This is a genomic window from Pseudomonas sp. XP2 (genome assembly GCF_053557975.1).
Window position 1 is genome coordinate 120,875 of record NZ_JBNRIK010000001.1, and the last position, 21,843, is coordinate 142,717.

13 protein-coding genes are annotated in these 21,843 nt (G+C 62.9%); 11 read left to right on the forward strand and 2 right to left on the reverse strand.

What is annotated here, in order from left to right; all coding sequences use genetic code 11:
• Window positions 1-1,349: formimidoylglutamate deiminase (locus ACK1VC_RS00520; RefSeq protein ID WP_449117804.1), on the reverse strand; the 1,349-nt coding region annotated here is incomplete at its 3' end.
• A 144-nt stretch (window positions 1,350-1,493) separates the two neighbouring features.
• On the opposite strand from ACK1VC_RS00520, the gene hutC reads away from it, so the two are divergent.
• The 7 genes from hutC (at window position 1,494) to hutG (ending at window position 10,088) form a co-directional block, all read left to right on the forward strand.
• Window positions 1,494-2,204, forward strand: a complete 711-nt coding sequence (gene hutC / locus ACK1VC_RS00525; protein WP_172455918.1) for a histidine utilization repressor — start codon at window positions 1,494-1,496, stop codon at window positions 2,202-2,204.
• Window positions 2,201-2,773 (forward strand): HutD/Ves family protein, encoded by a 573-nt coding sequence (locus tag ACK1VC_RS00530; RefSeq protein WP_016489583.1) that lies wholly within the window; start codon window positions 2,201-2,203, stop codon window positions 2,771-2,773. The genes hutC and ACK1VC_RS00530 overlap by 4 nt, the downstream gene beginning before the upstream one ends.
• Before the next feature lie 423 nt (window positions 2,774-3,196).
• On the forward strand, window positions 3,197-4,870 hold the full coding sequence (hutU, locus tag ACK1VC_RS00535; RefSeq protein ID WP_023048244.1) for a urocanate hydratase: 1,674 nt from the start codon (window positions 3,197-3,199) through the stop codon (window positions 4,868-4,870).
• A 108-nt stretch (window positions 4,871-4,978) separates the two neighbouring features.
• Window positions 4,979-6,511, forward strand: a complete 1,533-nt coding sequence (hutH, locus tag ACK1VC_RS00540) for a histidine ammonia-lyase (protein WP_016489581.1) — start codon at window positions 4,979-4,981, stop codon at window positions 6,509-6,511.
• Between the two features lie 147 nt (window positions 6,512-6,658).
• The gene (locus tag ACK1VC_RS00545) at window positions 6,659-8,062 is read left to right on the forward strand and encodes an amino acid permease (RefSeq protein ID WP_016489580.1); all 1,404 of its coding nucleotides are present in this window, start codon (window positions 6,659-6,661) and stop codon (window positions 8,060-8,062) included.
• A gap of 15 nt (window positions 8,063-8,077) precedes the next feature.
• A complete protein-coding gene (gene hutI / locus ACK1VC_RS00550; protein WP_023048800.1) occupies window positions 8,078-9,283 on the forward strand; it encodes an imidazolonepropionase in 1,206 nt (401 codons plus the stop codon).
• Between the two features lie 10 nt (window positions 9,284-9,293).
• On the forward strand, window positions 9,294-10,088 hold the full coding sequence (gene hutG / locus ACK1VC_RS00555) for an N-formylglutamate deformylase (RefSeq protein ID WP_023048801.1): 795 nt from the start codon (window positions 9,294-9,296) through the stop codon (window positions 10,086-10,088).
• 14 nt (window positions 10,089-10,102) lie between these two features.
• On the opposite strand, the gene ACK1VC_RS00560 is transcribed toward hutG, so the two are convergent.
• Window positions 10,103-15,610, reverse strand: a complete 5,508-nt coding sequence (locus ACK1VC_RS00560) for a dermonecrotic toxin domain-containing protein (protein WP_191087060.1) — start codon at window positions 15,608-15,610, stop codon at window positions 10,103-10,105.
• 183 nt (window positions 15,611-15,793) lie between these two features.
• On the opposite strand from ACK1VC_RS00560, the gene pip reads away from it, so the two are divergent.
• The 4 genes from pip to mdoH all read left to right on the forward strand — a co-directional run bounded on the left by pip (window position 15,794) and on the right by mdoH (window position 21,767).
• The gene (gene pip, locus ACK1VC_RS00565; protein ID WP_016489576.1) at window positions 15,794-16,765 is read left to right on the forward strand and encodes a prolyl aminopeptidase; all 972 of its coding nucleotides are present in this window, start codon (window positions 15,794-15,796) and stop codon (window positions 16,763-16,765) included.
• Window positions 16,762-17,199: a D-aminoacyl-tRNA deacylase gene (gene dtd / locus ACK1VC_RS00570; protein ID WP_016489575.1), complete on the forward strand. Its 438-nt coding sequence runs from the start codon at window positions 16,762-16,764 to the stop codon at window positions 17,197-17,199. The genes pip and dtd overlap by 4 nt, the downstream gene beginning before the upstream one ends.
• 262 nt (window positions 17,200-17,461) lie before the next feature.
• A complete protein-coding gene (locus tag ACK1VC_RS00575) occupies window positions 17,462-19,201 on the forward strand; it encodes a glucan biosynthesis protein G (RefSeq protein ID WP_317985295.1) in 1,740 nt (579 codons plus the stop codon).
• On the forward strand, window positions 19,194-21,767 hold the full coding sequence (mdoH, locus tag ACK1VC_RS00580; protein WP_016489573.1) for a glucans biosynthesis glucosyltransferase MdoH: 2,574 nt from the start codon (window positions 19,194-19,196) through the stop codon (window positions 21,765-21,767). The genes ACK1VC_RS00575 and mdoH overlap by 8 nt, the downstream gene beginning before the upstream one ends.
• The last annotated feature ends 76 nt before the right edge of the window (window positions 21,768-21,843 follow it).

Consider the following 21,843-nt stretch of genomic DNA (forward strand, 5'->3'; position numbering starts at 1 on the left):
CGCAGCACCCCGGCAAACGCCCGCGCGCTTTCCTCTTCCTGGGCATGCCGCCCCTGGCGCACCACCCATTGCCCATTCACCATCACATCGCGCACCTGGCGATCCCCGCCAGCAAACAGCCAGCGGTTGAGAATGGCATCGCCATCCGCCATGGCGATGTAAGGGTCTTGTCCATCCAGTACCAGCCAGTCGGCGCGCTTGCCCACGGCCAGTTCACCGACCGCTTGGCCCAGTGCCTGTGCACCGCCCGCCAGCGCGGCGTCGTACAGCGTGCGCCCGACCATCGGCTGGTCGCCACGGGACAAGCGGTTGCGTCGTTGGTCCCGCAGCCGCTGGCCATATTCCAGCCAGCGCAGTTCTTCCACCACGCTTAGTGACACATGGCTGTCCGAGCCGATGCCCATGTGCCCGCCCTGGGCCAGGAAGTCCACCGCCGGGAAAATCCCGTCGCCCAGGTTGGCCTCGGTGGTCAGGCACAACCCGGCCACCGCGCCACTGTGGGCCATGGCGGTGACTTCATCCGGCTCGGCATGGGTGGCATGCACCAGGCACCAGCGACGGTCCACATCCACATGCTCGTACAACCATTGCAGCGGGCGCAGGCCGCTCCAGGCCAGGCAGTCGTTCACCTCCTTTTGCTGCTCGGCGATATGGATATGCACCGGGCATTGTTTGTCGCTGGCCGCCAGCACTTCGGCGATCTGCCCCGGCGTCACGGCACGCAGCGAGTGGAAGCACAGGCCCAGTTGCTGCGCAGGTTGCGCGGCCAGCAGCGGGGCCAGCTGCGTTTGCAGTTGCAGGTACTGTTCGGTGGTGTTGATGAAGCGCCGCTGCCCGTCGTTCGGTGCCTGGCCGCCGAACCCGGCGTAGCTGTACAGCACCGGCAACAGGGTCAGGCCAATGCCACTGTCGGCCGCGGCCGTGCTGATGCGGCGGGACAGCTCGGCCGGGTCGGCGTAGGCCGTGCCTGCCTGGTCGTGGTGTACGTAATGGAATTCGGCCACCGAGGTGTAGCCGGCCTTGAGCATTTCGATATACAGCTGGCGGGCGATGACCTGCAACTGGTCCGGGGTGATCTGCCCGACCAGGCGGTACATCAGGTCGCGCCAGGTCCAGAAGCTGTCGTTGGGGTTGCCGGCGACTTCCGCCAAGCCCGCCATGGCACGCTGGAAGGCATGTGAGTGCAAGTTGGGCATACCGGGCAGCAACGGGCCTGCCAGGCGCTCGGCGCCTTCGGCCGAAGCGTCCGGCTCGATGCGGGTCACATGGCCATCGCTGGCGACCTCGATACGGACATGGCGGGCCCAGCCCGTAGGTAGCAGGGCGCGTTCGGCGAAATAGGCGGACATCGGTGAAATCCTGTTATTGTTAACTTGTATATACATATACAGGCGTTTGCCTGCCGGGTAAACTGCGGCAAGCTACCGCTCATTCCATACGCACAAGGATCCAACGCCGTGCCGACACCTCCTGTCTCCGCGCTGGTTGCCCAGATGGGCGAGGGCCCGGCGCCGCTGTACGCCCGGGTCAAACAGATGATCATCCAGCAGATCGACAACGGCAGCTGGCCACCCCATCACCGGGTCCCCTCGGAGAGTGAACTGGTCAACGAACTGGGTTTCAGCCGTATGACCATCAACCGTGCCCTGCGCGAACTCACGGCCGAAGGCCTGCTGGTGCGCATGCAAGGGGTTGGCACTTTCGTAGCCGAGCCCAAGGGCCGTTCGGCGTTGTTCGAAGTCAACAACATTGCCGATGAAATTGCCGCACGCGGCCATCAGCATAGCTGCCAGGTGATCACGCTCACCGAGGAAGCAGCCGGTTCCGAACGGGCCCTGGCCCTGGACATGCGCGAAGGCCAGCGAGTGTTCCACTCGCTGATCGTGCATTTCGAGAACGGTGTGCCGGTGCAGATCGAGGACCGCTACGTCAACGCCGCGATCGCACCCGACTACCTCAAGCAGGATTTCACCCGGCAGACGCCATATGCCTACCTGTCCCAGGTAGCGCCGCTGACCGAGGGTGAGCACGTGGTCGAAGCCATCCTGGCAGAGCCGGAAGAATGTCGCCTGCTGCAGATCGAGCGGGGCGAACCATGCCTGCTGATTCGCCGCCGTACCTGGTCCGGTCGCCAGCCGGTGACCGCTGCACGGCTGATCCACCCCGGTTCCCGTCATCGCCTGGAAGGACGTTTCAGCAAATGAGCCAGTTGCAGTTGTTGCGCGCGCAGGATTACCCGCGCATGCCGTGGAAGAACGGTGGCGGTTTCACCGAAGAGATCACCCGCGACAGTGGTGAGGGCCTGGACGGTTTTGGCTGGCGCCTGTCGATTGCCGATATCGAAGAGTCTGGCGGCTTTTCCACCTTCGCCGGTTACCAGCGGATCATCACAGTGCTGCAGGGCGATGGCATGCGGCTGTTGGTCGATGACCAACCCAGCCGGCCGTTGCTGCCGTTCGATGCCTTTGCCTTCGGCGGTGAGAGCCAGGTCAGCTGCAAGCTGCTGGGTGGGGCGATCCGCGATTTCAACCTGATCTATGCACCGCAGCGGTACCGGGCGCGGTTGCAGTGGTTCGATGGCACAAGCCGCTTGTACAGCTCGGCGTCGACGGTGCTGTTGTTTGCTGCCAGCAGCCACGTGGAAGTGACCATGGCGGGGCGCGAGGTGCAGCGGTTGGGGTTGTATGACTGCCTGCGCCTGGAGGGCAACGATGAGTTGCTTGGGTTGGAGGTTCAGGGGCGGTTTTGCTTGATTGAGCTCATTTCTCGCTGATGGGCTTGGCGATACATTTTCATCGCCTGTGAGATCGAGCGCCGCCCGCGCGGCGCTTCGCGGGGCAAGCCCGCTCCCACATTTGTTTCGGGCCGGTTTCTCCTGGGAAGTCACTGCTGCCCGCCCTGTATGTTTTGTTTGATATCCAGGGTTGCACAAGGGCAGCTCCCCGATTTGCAGCCATGCACCAAGGCTGCAACCCACCTGACTCAGGAATGATTGGCCCGAAACAGATGTGGGAGCGGGCTTGCCCCGCGAAGCGCCGCGCGGGCGGCGCTCGATCTATGCGCCGCCACACAACTCAAGCCAGGAACGGCAAGGTCCAATTATTTTGGTTGTCCATGCTTGTACATACAAGTAAAGGTGTGTTTGTATATTGACCACGACATACCCGCCCGCGGACGACCGCAGAGGACCTTTCCCGTGACCGACAACAACAAATACCGTGACGTTGAAATCCGTGCCCCACGTGGCAACAAGCTGACCGCCAAAAGCTGGCTGACCGAAGCGCCACTGCGCATGCTGATGAACAACCTCGACCCACAGGTTGCGGAAAACCCGAAAGAACTGGTGGTGTACGGCGGTATCGGCCGCGCCGCGCGTAACTGGGAATGCTACGACAAGATCGTCGAAACCCTGACCCGCCTGGAAGACGACGAAACCCTGCTGGTGCAGTCGGGCAAGCCGGTCGGTGTGTTCAAGACCCACAGCAATGCCCCGCGCGTTCTGATTGCCAACTCCAACCTGGTGCCGCACTGGGCCAACTGGGAGCACTTCAACGAACTGGACGCCAAAGGCCTGGCCATGTACGGCCAGATGACCGCCGGCAGCTGGATCTACATCGGCAGCCAGGGCATCGTCCAGGGCACTTATGAAACCTTCGTCGAAGCCGGTCGCCAGCACTACGGTGGCAGCCTGAAAGGCAAGTGGGTACTCACCGCAGGCCTCGGCGGCATGGGCGGCGCCCAGCCATTGGCGGCTACTCTGGCCGGCGCCTGCTCGCTGAACATCGAATGCCAGCAGAGCCGCATCGACTTCCGCCTGGAAACCCGCTACGTCGACGAGCAGGCCACTGATCTCGACGACGCTCTGGCGCGTATCGCCAAATACACCGGCGAAGGCAAGGCCATTTCCATCGCCCTGCATGGCAACGCCGCCGAAATCCTGCCAGAGCTGGTCAAGCGTGGCGTACGCCCCGACATGGTCACCGACCAGACCAGCGCCCACGACCCTCTGAACGGCTACCTGCCTGCGGGCTGGACCTGGGAACAGTACCGCGACCGCGCGCAGACCGAACCTGCTGCTGTGGTCAAGGCGGCCAAGCAGTCGATGGCTGTGCACGTGCAGGCTATGCTGGACTTCCAGAAGCAGGGTGTCCCGACCTTCGACTACGGCAACAACATCCGCCAGATGGCCAAGGAAGAGGGCGTGGCCAATGCTTTCGACTTCCCGGGCTTCGTCCCTGCCTATATCCGTCCGCTGTTCTGCCGCGGCGTAGGCCCGTTCCGCTGGGCGGCGCTGTCTGGCGAGGCCGAGGACATCTACAAGACCGACGCCAAGGTCAAGGAACTGATCCCCGACGACGCCCACCTGCACCGCTGGCTGGACATGGCCCGCGAGCGCATCAGCTTCCAGGGCCTGCCAGCACGTATCTGCTGGGTTGGCCTGGGCCTGCGCGCCAAGTTGGGCCTGGCTTTCAACGAAATGGTCCGCAGCGGCGAGCTGTCGGCGCCGGTCGTGATCGGCCGTGACCACCTGGACTCGGGTTCGGTCTCCAGCCCCAACCGCGAAACCGAAGCCATGCGTGATGGTTCGGACGCTGTGTCCGACTGGCCGCTGCTCAACGCCCTGCTGAACACCGCAGGCGGCGCTACCTGGGTGTCGCTGCACCATGGTGGTGGCGTGGGCATGGGCTTCTCGCAGCACTCGGGCATGGTCATCGTCTGCGACGGCACCGATGAAGCCGCCGAGCGCATCGCCCGTGTACTGACCAACGACCCAGGGACTGGCGTCATGCGCCACGCCGATGCCGGTTATGACATCGCCATCGACTGCGCCAAGGAGCAGGGCCTGGACCTGCCGATGATCACTGGCTGATCGCCACGCTTTGGATCGCACCCCGCCAGGGGTGATACTGAACAACAAGAAGGAGCGCGCAGGCACCCACGAACGGGCCTGCGGCTCCACGCGATTTGGAGTAGTAACGTGACCGAACTCACCCTCAAGCCCGGCACCCTGACCCTGGCCCAGCTGCGCGCGATCCATGCCGCGCCTGTGCGCCTGCAACTGGATGCCAGCGCCGCGCCGGCCATTGACGCCAGCGTCGCTTGTGTCGAGCAGATCATTGCCGAAGACCGCACCGCCTACGGGATCAACACCGGTTTCGGCCTGCTGGCCTCGACCCGCATCGCCAGCCACGATCTGGAAAACCTGCAGCGCTCGCTGGTGCTGTCCCACGCCGCCGGTATCGGCGCGCCGCTGGATGACGACCTGGTGCGGTTGATCATGGTGCTGAAAATCAACAGCCTCAGCCGTGGCTTCTCCGGCATTCGTCGCAAAGTCATCGACGCGTTGATCACCCTGGTCAACGCCGAAGTCTACCCGCACATCCCGCTGAAAGGCTCGGTGGGTGCTTCCGGTGACCTGGCGCCCCTGGCACATATGTCACTGGTGCTGCTGGGCGAAGGCAAAGCCCGTTACAAGGGCCAGTGGCTGTCGGCCACCGAAGCCCTGGCAGTTGCCGGGCTCGAACCGCTGACCCTGGCTGCAAAAGAAGGCCTGGCCCTGCTCAATGGCACCCAGGCGTCCACCGCCTATGCCCTGCGCGGCCTGTTCCATGCCGAAGACTTGTACGCGGCGGCCATCGCCTGCGGCGGCCTCAGCGTCGAGGCCGTATTGGGCTCGCGTTCGCCGTTCGATGCGCGTATTCACGAAGCGCGTGGCCAGCGCGGCCAGATCGACACCGCCGCCTGCTTCCGCGACCTGCTGGGCGAAGCCAGCGAAGTGTCGTTGTCGCACAAGAACTGCGACAAGGTTCAGGACCCGTACTCGCTGCGCTGCCAGCCGCAGGTCATGGGCGCGTGCCTGACCCAGCTGCGCCAGGCCGCCGAGGTGCTGGGCATTGAAGCCAACGCCGTGTCCGACAACCCGCTGGTGTTCGCTGCCGAAGGTGACGTGATTTCCGGCGGCAACTTCCACGCCGAACCGGTGGCCATGGCCGCCGACAACCTGGCCTTGGCCATCGCCGAAATCGGTTCGCTCAGTGAGCGCCGCATCTCGCTGATGATGGACAAGCACATGTCCCAGCTGCCGCCGTTCCTGGTGGAAAACGGTGGGGTCAACTCCGGCTTCATGATCGCGCAGGTTACCGCTGCCGCTCTCGCCAGTGAGAACAAGGCCCTGTCGCACCCGCACAGCGTGGACAGCCTGCCGACCTCGGCCAACCAGGAAGACCACGTGTCGATGGCCCCGGCTGCCGGCAAGCGCCTGTGGGAAATGGCCGAAAACACCCGTGGCGTGCTGGCCATCGAATGGCTGGGCGCCTGCCAGGGCCTGGACCTGCGCAAAGGCCTGAAAACTTCCGCCAAGCTGGAGCAAGCGCGCCAGGCGCTGCGTAGCGAAGTGCCGCACTATGACCGTGACCGTTTCTTTGCACCAGACATCGAAAAGGCTGTGGAACTGTTGGCCAAGGGTAGTCTGACCGGTTTGCTGCCGGCGGGTGTACTGCCAAGTCTGTAATGCCCCTAGGGCCACGTTGCGGCCCATCGCGAGCAAGCTCGCTCCTACAAAGGCAACGCGTTCCCTTGTAGGAGCGAGCTTGCTCGCGATGGGGTTGCATGGCGCCCCCCTGATCTCACGACCACAAAAACAATTTAAGGACGTGACATGCAACAAGCTCAAGGTCTCAAGCGCGGGCTAAGTGCCCGCCACATCCGTTTCATGGCCCTCGGTTCCGCCATCGGTACCGGGCTGTTCTACGGATCGGCCTCGGCCATCCAGATGGCCGGCCCGGCCGTGCTGCTGGCCTACCTGATCGGCGGCGCCGCCGTGTTCATGGTCATGCGCGCCCTCGGCGAAATGGCCGTACACAACCCGGTGGCCGGCTCCTTTGGCCACTACGCCAGCACCTACCTCGGCCCCATGGCCGGCTTTATCCTCGGCTGGACCTACGCTTTCGAGATGGTCATCGTCGCCATCGCCGACGTTACCGCCTTCGGTATCTACATGGGCTTCTGGTTCCCGGAGGTAGCCCGCTGGGTCTGGGTGCTGGGCATCGTCTTCGTCATCGGCGGCCTCAACCTGTGCAACGTCAAGGTCTTTGGCGAGATGGAATTCTGGCTGTCGCTGCTCAAGGTCGGCGCCATCGTCGCGATGATCCTGGCCGGCCTCGGCATCATGGCCTTCGGCTTCAGCCAGGTCGGTACCGGGCATGCCGTGGGGGTAAGCAACCTGTTCGACCACGGTGGCTTCATGCCCAATGGCGTGGGCGGGCTGATTGCCTCCTTTGCCGTGGTGATGTTCGCCTTTGGCGGTATCGAGATCATTGGTGTCACTGCCGGTGAGGCCAAGGACCCGCAGCGTGTTATCCCCAAGGCAATCAACGCCGTGCCGCTGCGCATCCTGCTGTTCTATGTGCTCACCCTGTTTGTGCTGATGTGCCTGTACCCGTGGCCGCAGATCGGCAGCGAAGGTAGCCCGTTCGTGCAGATCTTCAGCCACCTGGGGATTGGCTCTGCCGCCGCAGTGCTGAACGTGGTGGTGATTTCTGCCGCGATCTCTGCCATCAACAGTGACATCTTTGGCGCAGGCCGCATGATGTATGGCCTGGCCCAGCAAGGCCATGCGCCACGCAGCTTCGGCAAGCTGTCGAAACACGGTGTGCCGTGGATGACCGTGGTGGTGATGGGCGCTGCGCTGCTGATCGGCGTGTTGCTCAACTACCTGATCCCCGAGAACGTGTTCCTGCTGATCGCTTCGATCGCCACCTTCGCCACCGTCTGGGTGTGGCTGATGATCCTGCTCACCCAGGTGGCCATGCGCCGCAGCATGAGCCGTGAAGAAGTGGCCCAGCTCAAGTTCCCGGTACCCTTCTGGCCTTATGGCCCAGCCATGGCCATTGCGTTCATGGTGTTCATCTTTGGCGTGCTCGGCTACTTCCCGGATACCCAGGCGGCATTGATCGTCGGCGTGATATGGGTGGTGTTCCTGGTGGCCTCCTACCTGCTGTGGTGCAAGCCACGCGCAGGGCAGGGCCAGCCAGTAGCAGAGCCGGTCGAGCTGCACCGCTAGCAAAGGAGATTGTGCATGAGAACCCTCTGGCAGCATTGCCATGTGGCAACCATGGCCGAGGGCCGTTATTCGGCCATCGAAGACGCGGCCATCGTCACCAGCGCCGGCCTGATCGAATGGATCGGCCCACGCGCCGAGCTGGCACCGGTTGACGCTGACCGCACGGTGGACCTGGGCGGCGCCTGGGTTACACCGGGGCTGATCGACTGCCACACCCACGCGGTGTTCGGTGGCAACCGCAGCGGCGAGTTCGAGCAGCGCCTGCAAGGCGTCAGCTACGCTGAAATCGCCGCGCAGGGCGGCGGTATCGCCAGCACCGTGCGGGCCACCCGTGCGGCCAGTGAGGACGAGTTGTTCGCCAGTGCCCGCCAGCGGGTGCAGGCGCTGATGCGCGATGGCGTAACCACCCTTGAGGTCAAGTCCGGCTACGGCCTGGACCTGGCCAACGAGCGCAAGATGCTGCGCGTGGCCCGGCGCCTGGCAGACGAGCTGCCATTGGCGGTGCGCGCCACCTGCCTGGCTGCGCATGCCCTGCCGCCGGAGTATGCCGGCCGGGCCGACGACTACATCGCGCACATCTGTGACGAGATGCTGCCGGCCCTGGCCGCCGAAGGCCTGGTGGACGCGGTGGATGCCTTCTGCGAACACCTGGCGTTCTCCCCGGCCCAGGTCGAGCGGCTGTTCATCAAGGCCCGCGAACTGGGCCTGCCCGTCAAGCTGCACGCCGAACAGCTGTCGTCGCTGCATGGCTCCAGCCTGGCGGCCCGCTACCAGGCGCTGTCGGCCGACCACCTGGAGTTCATGACCGAGGAGGACGCCATTGCCATGGCTGCAGCCGGCACGGTCGCCGTGCTGCTGCCGGGCGCCTTCTATTTCCTGCGCGAAACCCAGTTGCCACCCATGGATGCACTGCGCCGCCACGGGGTGAAAATTGCCCTGGCCAGCGACCTCAACCCCGGTACTTCGCCAGGGCTGTCGCTGCGGCTGATGTTGAACATGGGCTGCACCTGTTTCCGCATGACCCCGGAAGAAGCCTTGGCCGGCGTCACTGTGCATGCCGCCACGGCGTTGGGCCTGGGGGACAGCCACGGCTCGCTGGAAGTGGGCAAGGTAGCCGACTTCGTCGCCTGGCAAATCGAACGCCCCGCCGACCTGGCCTACTGGCTGGGTGGCGACCTGCCCAAGCGCGTGGTGCGCAAGGGCCACGAAATCTCCAACTGAGCGAGGCACGATGGACAAGGTTCTGAGTTTTCACCAAGGCCGCTTGCCGCTGTTGATCAGCATGCCGCACGCCGGCCTGAAACTGACTCCCGCCGTGGACGAGGGGCTGGTCGATGCGGCGCGCAGCTTGCCTGACACCGACTGGCACATCCCGCGTCTGTACGATTTTGCCTGGGAACTGGGTGCGAGCGTGGTGGCGGCGGAGTATTCGCGCTTTGTAATCGACCTGAACCGGCCTGAAGATGACCAACCGCTGTATGTCGGCGCGACCACCGGGCTGTACCCGGCCACGCTGTTCGACGGCGAGCCGTTGTTCAAGGAGGGCAAGGCACCCTCGGCAGCCGAGCGCGCGAGTTATCTGGAACGTATCTGGCGGCCTTACCACGACACCCTTCGTGAAGAGCTGCTGCGCCTGCGTGATCAGTTCGGTTATGCACTGCTATGGGACGCCCACTCGATCCGCTCCCAGATCCCGCACCTGTTCGAGGGCAAGTTGCCGGACTTCAACCTCGGTACGTTCAATGGCGCCAGTTGCGATGCGCGACTGGCAGAGCAACTGCAAGGCGTTTGCGCCGAGGCGGTGGATTTCAGCCATGTGCTGAACGGGCGCTTCAAGGGCGGCTACATCACCCGTCATTACGGCCAGCCATGCGACGGCATCCACGCCGTGCAGCTGGAGCTGGCGCAAAGCACCTATATGCAAGAGTGCGAGCCGTTTGCCTATTGCGAACAGCTTGCGCACCAAACCCAGGGTGTGCTGCGCAAACTGCTCGAAACCATGCTGGCATGGAAGCCGGCCGCTTAGGGCCTTGAACCAGGTCACTCGCTCGAGGAACGAGGCCTGCGATCAGGGTCGGCCCAGGCGGTGAGTTCGCGGATCAAGTGTAATTCGCGAGCCTGCCGTCTTCTTTCCAGTGCGTTGAACTCATCCGCCAGGGTGTCCAGTGACCGTTCTGGATAACGATCCTGCAATTCGATCACCTGGCCCCGGTAGCTGTCTTCGATTTGCGCGAAACGCTCCGGGTAGGCCTCGCGCAAATGCTGGATCCACACTTCATTGGCGGAGGCAAAGCGCAGGAAGTCCTCCCCGAGCTCGCCGCGCTGAACCTGCACCTCGGCATCGATCAATTCGTCGATACTGGGGTTGATCGCATAGCGCAGCCTGTCGACAGGCAGGCCTAGCTGCAGGGGCGCATTCAGTTCACGCAGGTAAGTCAGGCGCACTTCGGCTATATCCCGGTCCCCGGCTTCGCGGGTCGCCAGTTCATCCACCGCATGCACGCGGTACAGCCGGCGCACTTCACGGTAGAGGTTGGCCTGGTTGTCCGCGCCTTCGAACTGCAGGTACTCACTGGCGATGTAGAACTCGATGTTCTTGAATGTCAGCAGTGCACCGTCGTGACAGGTTCGGCTGCCATTTTCCTGCGTCAGGGCTTCACTGGCCTGGATGTTGAACAGTGCCCGCTCGCCCGGGTTGAGCAACGCCCTGACCAGCACCTGTCGCACCCGCTTGCAGAACGCCACGCGGGTTTCGTTATTCTGGTAGGTGGAGGTGTTTTTCAACCGGCCTATCAGGGCAAGCAGGTCCTGGGCGTCGCCCGACGCCTGAAGTTGCTCCCAAATGTCGCGCAGGGCTTCATTTTCGGGCTCCGAGGCCTGGAGCCAGTCCGTGAGCACGGGGGCGTCGTCGATGACCTGTCCGCCAAAGTTGCGGAAAAATTCGTCAAGCAAGTCTTGGTCCCATTCGTCTGGGGCATCGTACCTCAGGGTGAAGCTGCCTTCGCTCTCCGATATCCCTCGTGCGCGGTGAACCGCTTGCTCCGACAATGGATTGCCGCCCAGGTCGATCGTGCTGACGAGCACGTTGTTGTGAAGGTTTTCCTGAATGTGCTGTGGCAGCTCCCTGATATGGTTATGGCGTAGGTCCAGCACCTCCAGGGGCAACAGACGATCCACCCAGGCGGGCCACTGCTCGAGGTCCGCCCGGGAAAGATCAAGGCGTCGCAGCGACCCCAGCGCAGGTGGCGCACTGACGATCGTGCCCAAGCGGTTGTTGCTGAGGTCCAGCACTTCGAGTCTTTGCAGGGGTGCCAAGGCATCCATGAAGCGCTGATCGATCTCCAGCCCGACATTGTTCAAGGACAGAGAATGAAGTTCAGAGGACCGCTGCAGTGCCATCGGCAGGTCTTGTTGAGCCCGGACGAAATTATCTACAGTCAAGCGGACCAAGTGCGGGAATCGACCAAGCAGGTCTTGCAACTGTGCTGTGGTGCCGCTGACATTGTTCAGGTAGAGGGTATGTACGCGTTCGTTGAGGAATGTGGGCAGACGAGTCGGGAACAGCTCCAGTGCAATGCCTGACAGGTACAGCGCGGGGCTGTACTGACGCGTCTCCTGAGCAATCCAGAACTGATTCAAGGCATTCTCGATGCGCATTCTGCCCGCCAATACAGCCTGGCTGACCACTGTGGTGGAGGAGGAAGCGTTGACATAGTTGTCCAGAAGGTCGTGCAACTGTTGACGCATCTGCAGGTGCTGGTCAAGGAGCTCACGAAAATCGGCTGGCTGGTCCCACTCGAAACGTGTCTGAAATTCGTCTCGGCGGAGCATCACGGTCAGCATGTCGTCATAGCTGATCGGGTTGCCTTGCAGAAAGAGCTGGGGATGTCGGGTAATGCCGACAATGTGTTGCAGCAGGAAATGGGGCAGTAAGGTGATCCGGTTGTTGCGCAGGGAGATTTCGCGGATTTCGTGGGCAACGTGCCAGCCAAGCCCGTTGGGCCAATGCTCCAGCTGCATGTTATCGAGGCCGAGATGAGTCAGCTCCAGGCGGTTGAAATCGGGCGGCGAGTCGTCGGAAAAGCGATTTCCGCTGAGGTCCAGGCGGCGCAGCTCGCCCAAGGCCGTAAGGCTGTCGATATCGGAGGTGGCAATTACCATATTCTGGTTGATCAGGCTCAGCGATTGCAGTGAGGGCAGATGCTCTGCGATCAGGGGCAAGCTGGACTGGAACGGCGAAGGAGGCGCCTCAGGCCGGTAGGCGCGGCTGATCTCCAGCGTTGTGAGATTGGCGAATTGCCGCAGCAGGCTGTTCAGGCGTGAGGTGTGTTCGCCTAAGCCTTCAAAGCGCTCGGGCTGGGTCTCGAGCAATTGCAGCTCACGTACGCCTGCGGTGAAGAACGTCGGTAACTCAAGGGGGAAATCCAACAGGGACAGGCGCTGCAGCCGTAACGGATTGCCCGGATCGGGGCTTGCTGCGAAGGCTCGATCATACCAGTGCTGCAAAATGCTACCTGCCAACTGCTCGAATTCGTTCGCACTCTGGTGGGTCAGCGCTTCGCCCCTCTGCCGCCAGTTGTCAAGGCTCGACTGCAACTGGTGGCGTTGCTCCAGGAGCGTGTCGAGCAGGTCGTTGATCGCACTGCGGTCCAGGTTGCGGCTTTCCAGCGTTGCCAGCGTCTGTTCGGCGGGGTGGGGCAGGGGGAGGTACAGGCCGATCTGCCTGATTCTGTTGAGCAGTGTATGCCGTGAAAAACTGGTGGCGCGCGGGCGGGCTCCGCCCAGCGGGTAGCCGAGACGGCCATCGGCCAGGCGCATGGGCGAACGGAATTCAGGCTTTATCGGCTGCATGCCCAATACCTGCCTCAGGGCTGGGCGTGGCAGCCACTGGGCGTGTACCACCAATGCCTTGAGTGCCGCCTCATCGTCGATCCCCAGCGCCGTGCGCTGTGCTTCGCTGAGGGCTTCGAACAGGGCGCCATACAAGGTGGCATGGGCATTCAAGGGGGCATCGGGTGTTTCGCTGTGCATCAGCAAGTAGCCAGCCCGGGCACTGATGATCGTCGGATTCTGCGCCGCATCAACGGGACCGATACGGGCGCTCTGGTTGGGCGAGTGCATGCGCTGTTCCAGGGTGATGCCGGTATCCGCCGGCCAGTCGGGCAATCGCGCAAGGGTATGCAGGACCAGGCAATCGGTGTCCCAGTTGCGCAACTGCTCAAGGTACAACCCTTCGTAAGCACGGTTGAGCCTGAGCTGTTGCTGGAGCAGGCGAACTTCGTCGGCCAGGCGCCTGGGGACCTTGCCATCGCCCAGGTCGGCCAGTTCGCTGGCGGTAGCATTGTGTAGCAGCTCTTCGATGACCGGGGAAGGGAGCTGCCGATAGCGGGTGCGCAGCAGCTCTGCCCCCGGCGCCTGGCTGGCAGGAAGGCGCTGGTACTGCTGGTAAAAGTCGCGTTGAATCTGACCGGGTAATGCCTGGGCGTTCGCCTGCTCAATGGCCCGGTACAATTTGAAGCGGGTGAAGGTATCTTCCAGCTGTCCAGGCAGGCGCTGGCTGTCGCACAGCACCTTGCGCAGCACATCCTCGCTGATGCCGCTGACCCGCAAGATGCGCTGCGCGGTGTCGTCGTCAAACCCTTCGTTGGCTGTTCCGGAGCGACGCAACAATTGCTGTTCCTGCCATTGTTCGGGACGTTCCAATGGGTGCAGCCAGATGTCGGCGCCGTTGTGACGCAGTGGTGGCTGGTAGGCATTCGCCCGGGTTGGGTGTTCGATGCGGTATCCATCGCCCTGGGGTGAGCGCCTGACCGCGTAGGTCTGGCCGTCCAGCTTCAGCCAGGTTCTACCTTGGTGATGATGCAGGCCCAGCTCGTCTGGTCCGAGTGTGTCGGGTATGTCGATGGGCTGGGCATAGGGCGCCAAGTCGGGTTTCCAGAGCTTGATCTGGCCCTCGGGGAGTTCTACATCGTCGAGCTCTTCGATGAAAGAAGGGGTCTCAACGGGCATTGGCTCTGGTAACACCGTTGGCTCGCCCGGCCCGCCAGCAGCGGCCCTCACGCCGCCCTCGGCCGCTTTGATGGCCAGGCTGAATGCGGCCATCTGCGCAACGTTTTGCACCACGTCCAGCAGGTACTGGTAAGCCTGCTGCTTATCGTCGTGGGCCCAGCTTTCGATGCCTTCATAAACCTCGTACGCCAGTTGCAGTGCGCAGATCCCCAGCATGACCTCGCCGATCGCAGGCACGAAGAACCCGGCAATGTTGAGCGTGGTCAGTGCTTTTTGCAGCAGGTGCTCGCGGTGACTTACCGCACTGATGGTATCCATGAGCGTTGTGGGCAGGGCATGGAAGGCGACGTCTTCTTCATGGCGAAACACCTTTTCCGTCACCAGCCCCTGTAACAGGGAGCCACTGAGCTGGCGTGCCTGCAACAACACCTTGGCATGTGGGTCTGCGGTGCGCTCATGGGCGCCCGTTACCGTCAGCGTCAACGGCATCAGTCGGTCGAGCAGCCGGACCCTCAGGTGGGCCTTGTCTCGTTCTTTCATGCAGTGGTCGAGGTAGTGAATGTCGCCAAGCAGGCGATCGCGCAGCCATTGCTCGCATTCTGTCTGCGACGCAAATTCCTTGAGCGGTGTTTCAGGATCGTCCGGAATGTAAAGCGCCACTGATGGGTGCCCGTCCGTTGCCTGGTAATCGAACAGGCGCAGTCGGGTCAGCTGCACATCCCACAGCGAAAGTGCACTGAACGTCAGGCTGGAGGACTGCACTGGAACATCCAGGGGCAGCGCCAGAGCGGTTTCATAGAGAGCCTGGCTGATGTCATTCTGCAGCCGGGCGAGGTGCAGGCTTTGCGTGAAAGTGCAGCGTTCGAGCTCGGCGAGCTTGTCGAAGGTTGCCGGGTTGCTCGCACCGGTCTTGATGTCGCTGTAGTAGATTGCCTGCAACTTTGCCTGGTACTGGCCACCGATATCCAGCTCGCGGCACAGACGGGCGAAGCGTTCGGGTGCGATGTCGAGGGAATTGGGGATGGGCACTGTGCCCATGAAACCTTTGTGGTCAAGGATCACCGATTTCTTCAGAAGGGCATTATCGTTGTCCATGCCACCGGGCTCTGCTGCGCTGGCCTCGAAGTTGTGCAGCGCACTTTCCAGCAATGTATGGGTGGCATGTTTGTAAGCTTCCAGCGCTTGTCCGGGTTGCTTGTCGAGGTGACGGACGTCCAGCAGATAGTTGTTGCAGACGTCTACCTCAAACCCGAAGGTTTGCTTGATGGCTGTGCTCAATTGTTCGCTGGCGAATGCTTCCAGGTTCGGCAAGGCACGATACAGCGCCTGCACCTCGGCCATGGCCGCCTGCAGCCGCGCATGCTCGCTTGTCAGCGCGCTGGCGATGGCCGGTTGGGTCTGGCATGCCTGCTCCAGTGCAGTTGCACGGGTGCTCATGACCTGCTTCATGAGGGTGTGGGTCGATGGCGCCGCGGTTTTCAACCAGTTGGGGGTTTTACCTGCGATCAGCGCATACGGGAGGCGGGTGTCTTGTTCCATGGTCATATGAACCTGTGTGCAGTGAAAGGCTCAGCGACTATGGCTACATGGCCAGGGAGAATGTGGTAGATATTCGTACGGTGGTCCTCGAACTTTCATGTTCGAGGGTACGAGAACATGCTCAAAGCGCAATTCAGGTTTATGATGCCCAACGGCAGTCAATATCCTCACACGGAGTGCGCAATGCAGACCCTCTACCCGCAGATCAAACCCTACGCCCGGCACGATCTGGCCGTGGAAGCGCCGCATGTGCTGTATGTCGACGAAAGTGGCTCGCCCGAAGGTCTGCCCGTGGTGTTCATCCATGGAGGCCCGGGTGCTGGCTGCGACGCCCAGAGCCGCTGCTACTTTGACCCCAACCTGTACCGCATCATCACCTTCGACCAGCGTGGCTGTGGTCGCTCCACGCCCCATGCGAGCCTGGAAAACAACACCACCTGGCACCTGGTCGAGGACCTGGAGCGCATTCGCGAGCACCTTGGCATCGACAAATGGGTGCTGTTTGGCGGCTCGTGGGGCTCGACCCTGGCCCTGGCCTACGCCCAGACCCATCCCGAGCGTGTCCATGGGCTGATCCTGCGTGGCATCTTCCTGTGCCGGCCGCAGGAGATCGAGTGGTTCTACCAGGAGGGTGCGAGCCGCTTGTTCCCCGACTACTGGCAAGACTACATCGCACCGATTCCGCCGGAAGAGCGCGGGGACCTGGTCAAGGCCTTCCACAAGCGCCTGACCGGCAATGACCAGATTGCCCAGATGCACGCTGCCAAGGCCTGGTCAACCTGGGAGGGCCGTACCGCCACCCTGCGCCCGAACCCGCTGGTGGTCGACCGCTTCTCCGAGCCGCAGCGGGCGCTGTCGATTGCGCGTATCGAGTGCCACTACTTCATGAACAATGCCTTCCTCGAACCGGACCAGCTGATCCGCGACCTGCCGAAGATCGCCCATCTGCCAGCGGTGATCGTGCACGGTCGCTATGACGTGATCTGCCCGCTGGATAACGCCTGGGCCCTGCATCAGGCCTGGCCGAACAGCGAACTCAAGGTCATTCGTGACGCTGGCCACGCTGCGTCCGAGCCGGGCATCACCGATGCGCTGGTGCGTGCCGCCGACCAGATGGCCCGCCGCCTGCTTGACCTGCCCCTGGAAGAAGCATGAGGGGCTTGCTGCAGCGCGTGCGCGGTGCGCGGGTTGAAGTGGCGGGGGAGGTGGTCGGCGCCATCGACCAGGGTTTGCTGGTGCTGGTGGCAGTCGAGCCTGAAGATTCCCGCGAGCAGGCCGACAAACTGTTGCACAAGCTGCTGAACTACCGTGTGTTCAGCGATGAGCAGGGCAAGATGAACCTGTCGTTGAAGGACGTCGGGGGTGATTTGCTGCTGGTGTCGCAGTTCACCTTGGCCGCAGACACCCGCAACGGCATGCGCCCGAGCTTCTCGACGGCAGCGCCGCCGGCCCTCGGAGCTGAATTGTTCGACTATCTTTTGCAGCGAGCGAAGAGCCAGCATGCCAACGTGGCGAGCGGGCAGTTCGGTGCGGACATGCAGGTGCATCTGGTCAATGATGGCCCCGTAACATTTATGTTACAAATATGAGGTCAAAAACCCTTTGTTTATAAGAAAACAAGGGGTTTTGTACGATAAATAGTTGGTTCAGCCTGATGCGTTGTCACGCGACCTGCTGGATAATCGCGCGCTGCATGGACCTGCGTTCGCAGGTTCGTTTCACTCTGACTCGAGCATTGTCTGGATCCGTTTGGGGAATCATTACGCCCTCACGGGGTCCGAACAGTGCTCGCCAACCCGGCATTTGTCGCTGGCCGTTGGTTTCATGATCTGTTTTCGGCGAGGGTTGCTCGTGATTGTTAGTCCCCAAAAAGCATCAAGAATCCCCGGCATCCGGCTACGCAAGGCCCTGATGGCCAGTGTGGCACTGGTCGGCCTGATGAGCGCGGGCCAGCTGTGGGCATTCAATCTTGACGATGTTGCAGCCAAGGCAAAGGATCTGGCCGGCCAGAAGTACGACGTACCCAAAAGCAACCTGCCGGCGGTGTTCCGCGACATGAAGTTCGCGGACTACCAGAAAATCCATTTCCTGCAGGAAAAGGCCGAGTGGGCCAAGGACAAGACCCCGTTCAAACTGTCGTTCTACCACCAGGGCATGCATTTCGACACCCCGGTGAAAATCAACGAAGTCACCGCTACCAAGGTCGAGGAAATCAAGTACGACCCGAGCCGCTTCGAGTTCGGTGACGTGCCCCACGACCCGGAAACCACCAAGAACCTGGGTTACGCCGGTTTCCGCGTGCTGTACCCGATCAACAAGGCCGACAAGCAGGACGAGATCATGACCCTGCTTGGCGCCAGCTATTTCCGCGTGGTCGGCAAGGGCCATGTCTATGGCCTGTCGGCCCGTGGCCTGGCCATCGACACCGCGCTGCCGTCGGGCGAGGAATTCCCGCGCTTCACCGAGTTCTGGGTCGAGAAGCCCAAGCCGGCCGACAAGCATCTGGTGATCTACGCCCTGCTGGATTCGCCGCGCTCTACCGGCGCCTACAAGCTGACCCTGCGCCCGGGCAACGACACCGTGGTCGACGTGCAGTCCCGCGTGTTCCTGCGTGACCAGGTCAGCCGCCTGGGCATTGCCCCGCTGACCAGCATGTTCCTGTTCGGCCCCAACCAGCCGTCCAAGGTCCTCAACTACCGTCCGGCCCTGCACGACTCCGAAGGCCTGTCGATTCACGCCGGCAATGGCGAGTGGCTGTGGCGCCCGCTGAACAACCCTAAACACCTGGCCGTGAGCAACTTCAGCGTCGAGAACCCGCGTGGTTTCGGCCTGATGCAGCGCCAGCGCGCGTTCAGCGACTACGAAGACCTCGACGACAACTACCAGAAGCGCCCAAGCGCCTGGATCGAGCCGAAGGGCGACTGGGGCAAGGGCACCGTCGACCTGGTCGAAATTCCGACCGCCGACGAGACCAACGACAACATCGTAGCCTTCTGGAGCCCGGAGAAACTGCCGGAGCCAGGCAAGCCGTTCGAGTACGCTTACCGCCTGCACTGGACCATCGACGAGGCGAAGTTCCAGGCCCCTGAGCTGGGCTCGGTCAAGCAGACCCTGCGTTCCACCGGTGACGTGAAACAGTCCAACCTGATCCGCCAGCCAGACGGCAGCGTGGCCTTCCTGGTCGACTTCGCCGGGCCGGCCCTGGCCGCATTGCCGGAAGACACCGCGGTGCGCAGCCAGATCAGCGTTGGCGACAATGCCGAGGTGGTCGAGAACAATCTGCGCTATAACCCTGAGACCAAGGGCTGGCGCCTGACCCTGCGCCTGAAGGTCAAGGAAGCTAACAAGTCGACCGAAATGCGTGCCGCGCTGGTGCGTGATGTGCCGGCCGAAACCGCCAAGCCTGCCCAGGACGCCAAGCAGGACAAGGCCGCAGCCAAGCATGCCAAGGCCGAGAAAGCCGTCAAGGCTGAGCAACCTGCCAAGGCCGAACAACCTGCCGCCGATGCGGCGCCCACCAACGGGACCCCGGCCACCACCGAGAAGGTGCTGACCGAGACCTGGAGCTATCAGTTGCCTGCCGATGAGTAACTCAAACGCAAGGCCAGTATCGCTTGGCGAGTACCTGGCTCACCTACCACTGAGTGACGAGCAACGGGCGGAACTCGCCAGCTGCACGTCGTTCAGTGAGCTGCACCAACGCTTGGCGGCCAACCCGGCCGCCAACGCTGCCGAGGCCGTGCAGGCCTCGGTGGGCCCGCGCCTGACCGTGGGCAGCGCCGCCGAGCTGGAAGAGGCCGAAATGCTCGGCGTCGACGGCAGCGGCCGCCTTTGCCTGAAGATCGCCCCGCCGATCAAACGCACCAAAGTTGTGCCCGAGCCTTGGCGCACCAACGTGCTGATCCGCATGTGGCGGCGCATGACCGGCCGCACCAACGCGCCGCAGCCGCCCAAGCGCGAGCTGCCGCCGGCACGCTGGCGCACGGTGGGCTCTATCCGCCGTTACATCCTGCTGACCCTGATGATCGGCCAGACCATCATCGCCGGTTGGTACATGAAGGGCATCCTGCCGTACCAGGGCTGGTCGTTCGTCGACCTTGACGAAGTCCTCAGCCAGCCGCTGTGGGATACCGTGGTGCAGGTGTGGCCGTATGCCTTGCAAACTTCCATCCTGATCCTCTTCGGTATCCTGTTCTGCTGGGTGTCGGCGGGCTTCTGGACCGCGCTGATGGGCTTCCTTGAGCTGCTTACCGGGCGCGACAAATACAAGATTTCGGGCAGCAGCGCCGGCAACGAGCCGATTGCACCCGAGGCGCGTACCGCACTGGTGATGCCGATCTGCAACGAAGACGTGCCTCGCGTGTTCGCCGGTCTGCGCGCAACGTTCGAGTCGGTGGCCGCCAGCGGCAACCTCGACCGCTTCGACTTCTTCGTGCTCAGCGACACCAACGACACCGACATTGCCGTGGCCGAACAACAAGCCTGGCTGGACGTGTGCCGCGAAACCAAAGGCTTCGGCCGCATCTTCTACCGCCGCCGTCGGCGCCGTGTGAAGCGCAAGAGCGGTAACCTCGACGACTTCTGCCGTCGCTGGGGGGGCGAGTACAAGTACATGGTCGTGCTGGACGCAGACAGCGTCATGAGCGGCGAGTGCCTGAGCAGCCTGGTGCGCCTGATGGAGGCCAACCCGGACGCCGGCATCATCCAGACCGGGCCTAGAGCCTCGGGCATGGATACCCTGTATGCACGCATGCAGCAGTTTGCCACCCGCGTGTACGGCCCGCTGTTCACCGCTGGCCTGCACTTCTGGCAGCTGGGCGAGTCGCACTACTGGGGCCACAACGCGATCATCCGCATGAAGCCGTTCATCGAGCACTGCGCCCTGGCGCCGTTGCCGGGCAAGGGGGCGTTTGCCGGTGCGATTCTCTCCCACGACTTTGTCGAAGCTGCGCTGATGCGCCGGGCCGGCTGGGGCGTATGGATCGCCTACGACCTGCCGGGCAGTTACGAAGAGCTGCCGCCCAACCTGCTCGACGAGCTCAAGCGCGACCGGCGCTGGTGCCACGGCAACCTGATGAACTTCCGCCTGTTCCTGGTCAAGGGCATGCACCCAGTGCACCGTGCGGTGTTCCTCACCGGGGTGATGTCGTACCTGTCGGCGCCGCTGTGGTTCCTGTTCCTGGTGCTGTCGACGGCGTTGCTGGCGACCAACACCCTGATGGAGCCGCAGTACTTCATCGAGCCGTACCAGCTCTACCCGCTATGGCCACAGTGGCACCCGGAGAAGGCCGTGGCGCTGTTCTCCACCACCATCGTGCTGCTGTTCCTGCCCAAGCTGCTCAGCATCATCCTGATCTGGGCCAAGGGCGCCGTCGAGTTTGGCGGGCGGATCAAGGTCACCCTGTCGATGCTGATGGAGATGCTGTTCTCCATGCTGCTGGCACCGGTGCGCATGATCTTCCACACCCGCTTCGTGCTGGCCGCGTTCCTCGGCTGGGCGGCGACCTGGAACTCGCCACAGCGTGACGACGACTCCACGCCGTGGAGCGAGGCTGTGCGTCGCCATGGTCCGCAAACCCTGCTGGGTATTGCCTGGGCCGCGCTGGTGGCGTGGTTGAACCCGAGCTTCCTGTGGTGGCTGGCGCCAATCGTTGGCTCGCTGGTGCTGTCGATCCCGGTTTCGGTGATTTCCAGCCGCACTCGCCTGGGCCTGGCGGCCAAGGACGAGAAGCTGTTCCTCATCCCGGAGGAATACGCCACCCCACAAGAGTTGCTGGCCACCGACCAGTACACCCACGAAAACCGCTGGCATGCCCTGCATGACGGCTTTGTGCGGGCTGTGGTCGACCCCCGGCAGAACGCCCTGGCCTGTGCCATGGCCACTGCCCGTCATGGCCAGGCGGCGCCGATCGAAGCGCTGCGTGCCGAGCGCGTGGCCAAGGCCATGGAAGTCGGGCCGAAAGGGCTGGACCTCAATACTCGCCTGGCCCTGCTCAGCGACCCGGTTGCGCTGACCCGCCTGCACGAGCAGGTATGGGCAGAGCACAACGCGGCGTGGATCGATGTGTGGCGCGCGTCGATCAAAAATGACCCGCACTCGCCGTTGTTGCCGCTGCATCCGGAGAATGAAGGCCAACCGGCACTCGTCGGCGCCTGATCCGTCCATTCGCGGGGCAAGCCCGCCCCCACAGGGACCTCACAGTTGTTGAATGCTGTGCGGTCCCTGTGGGGGC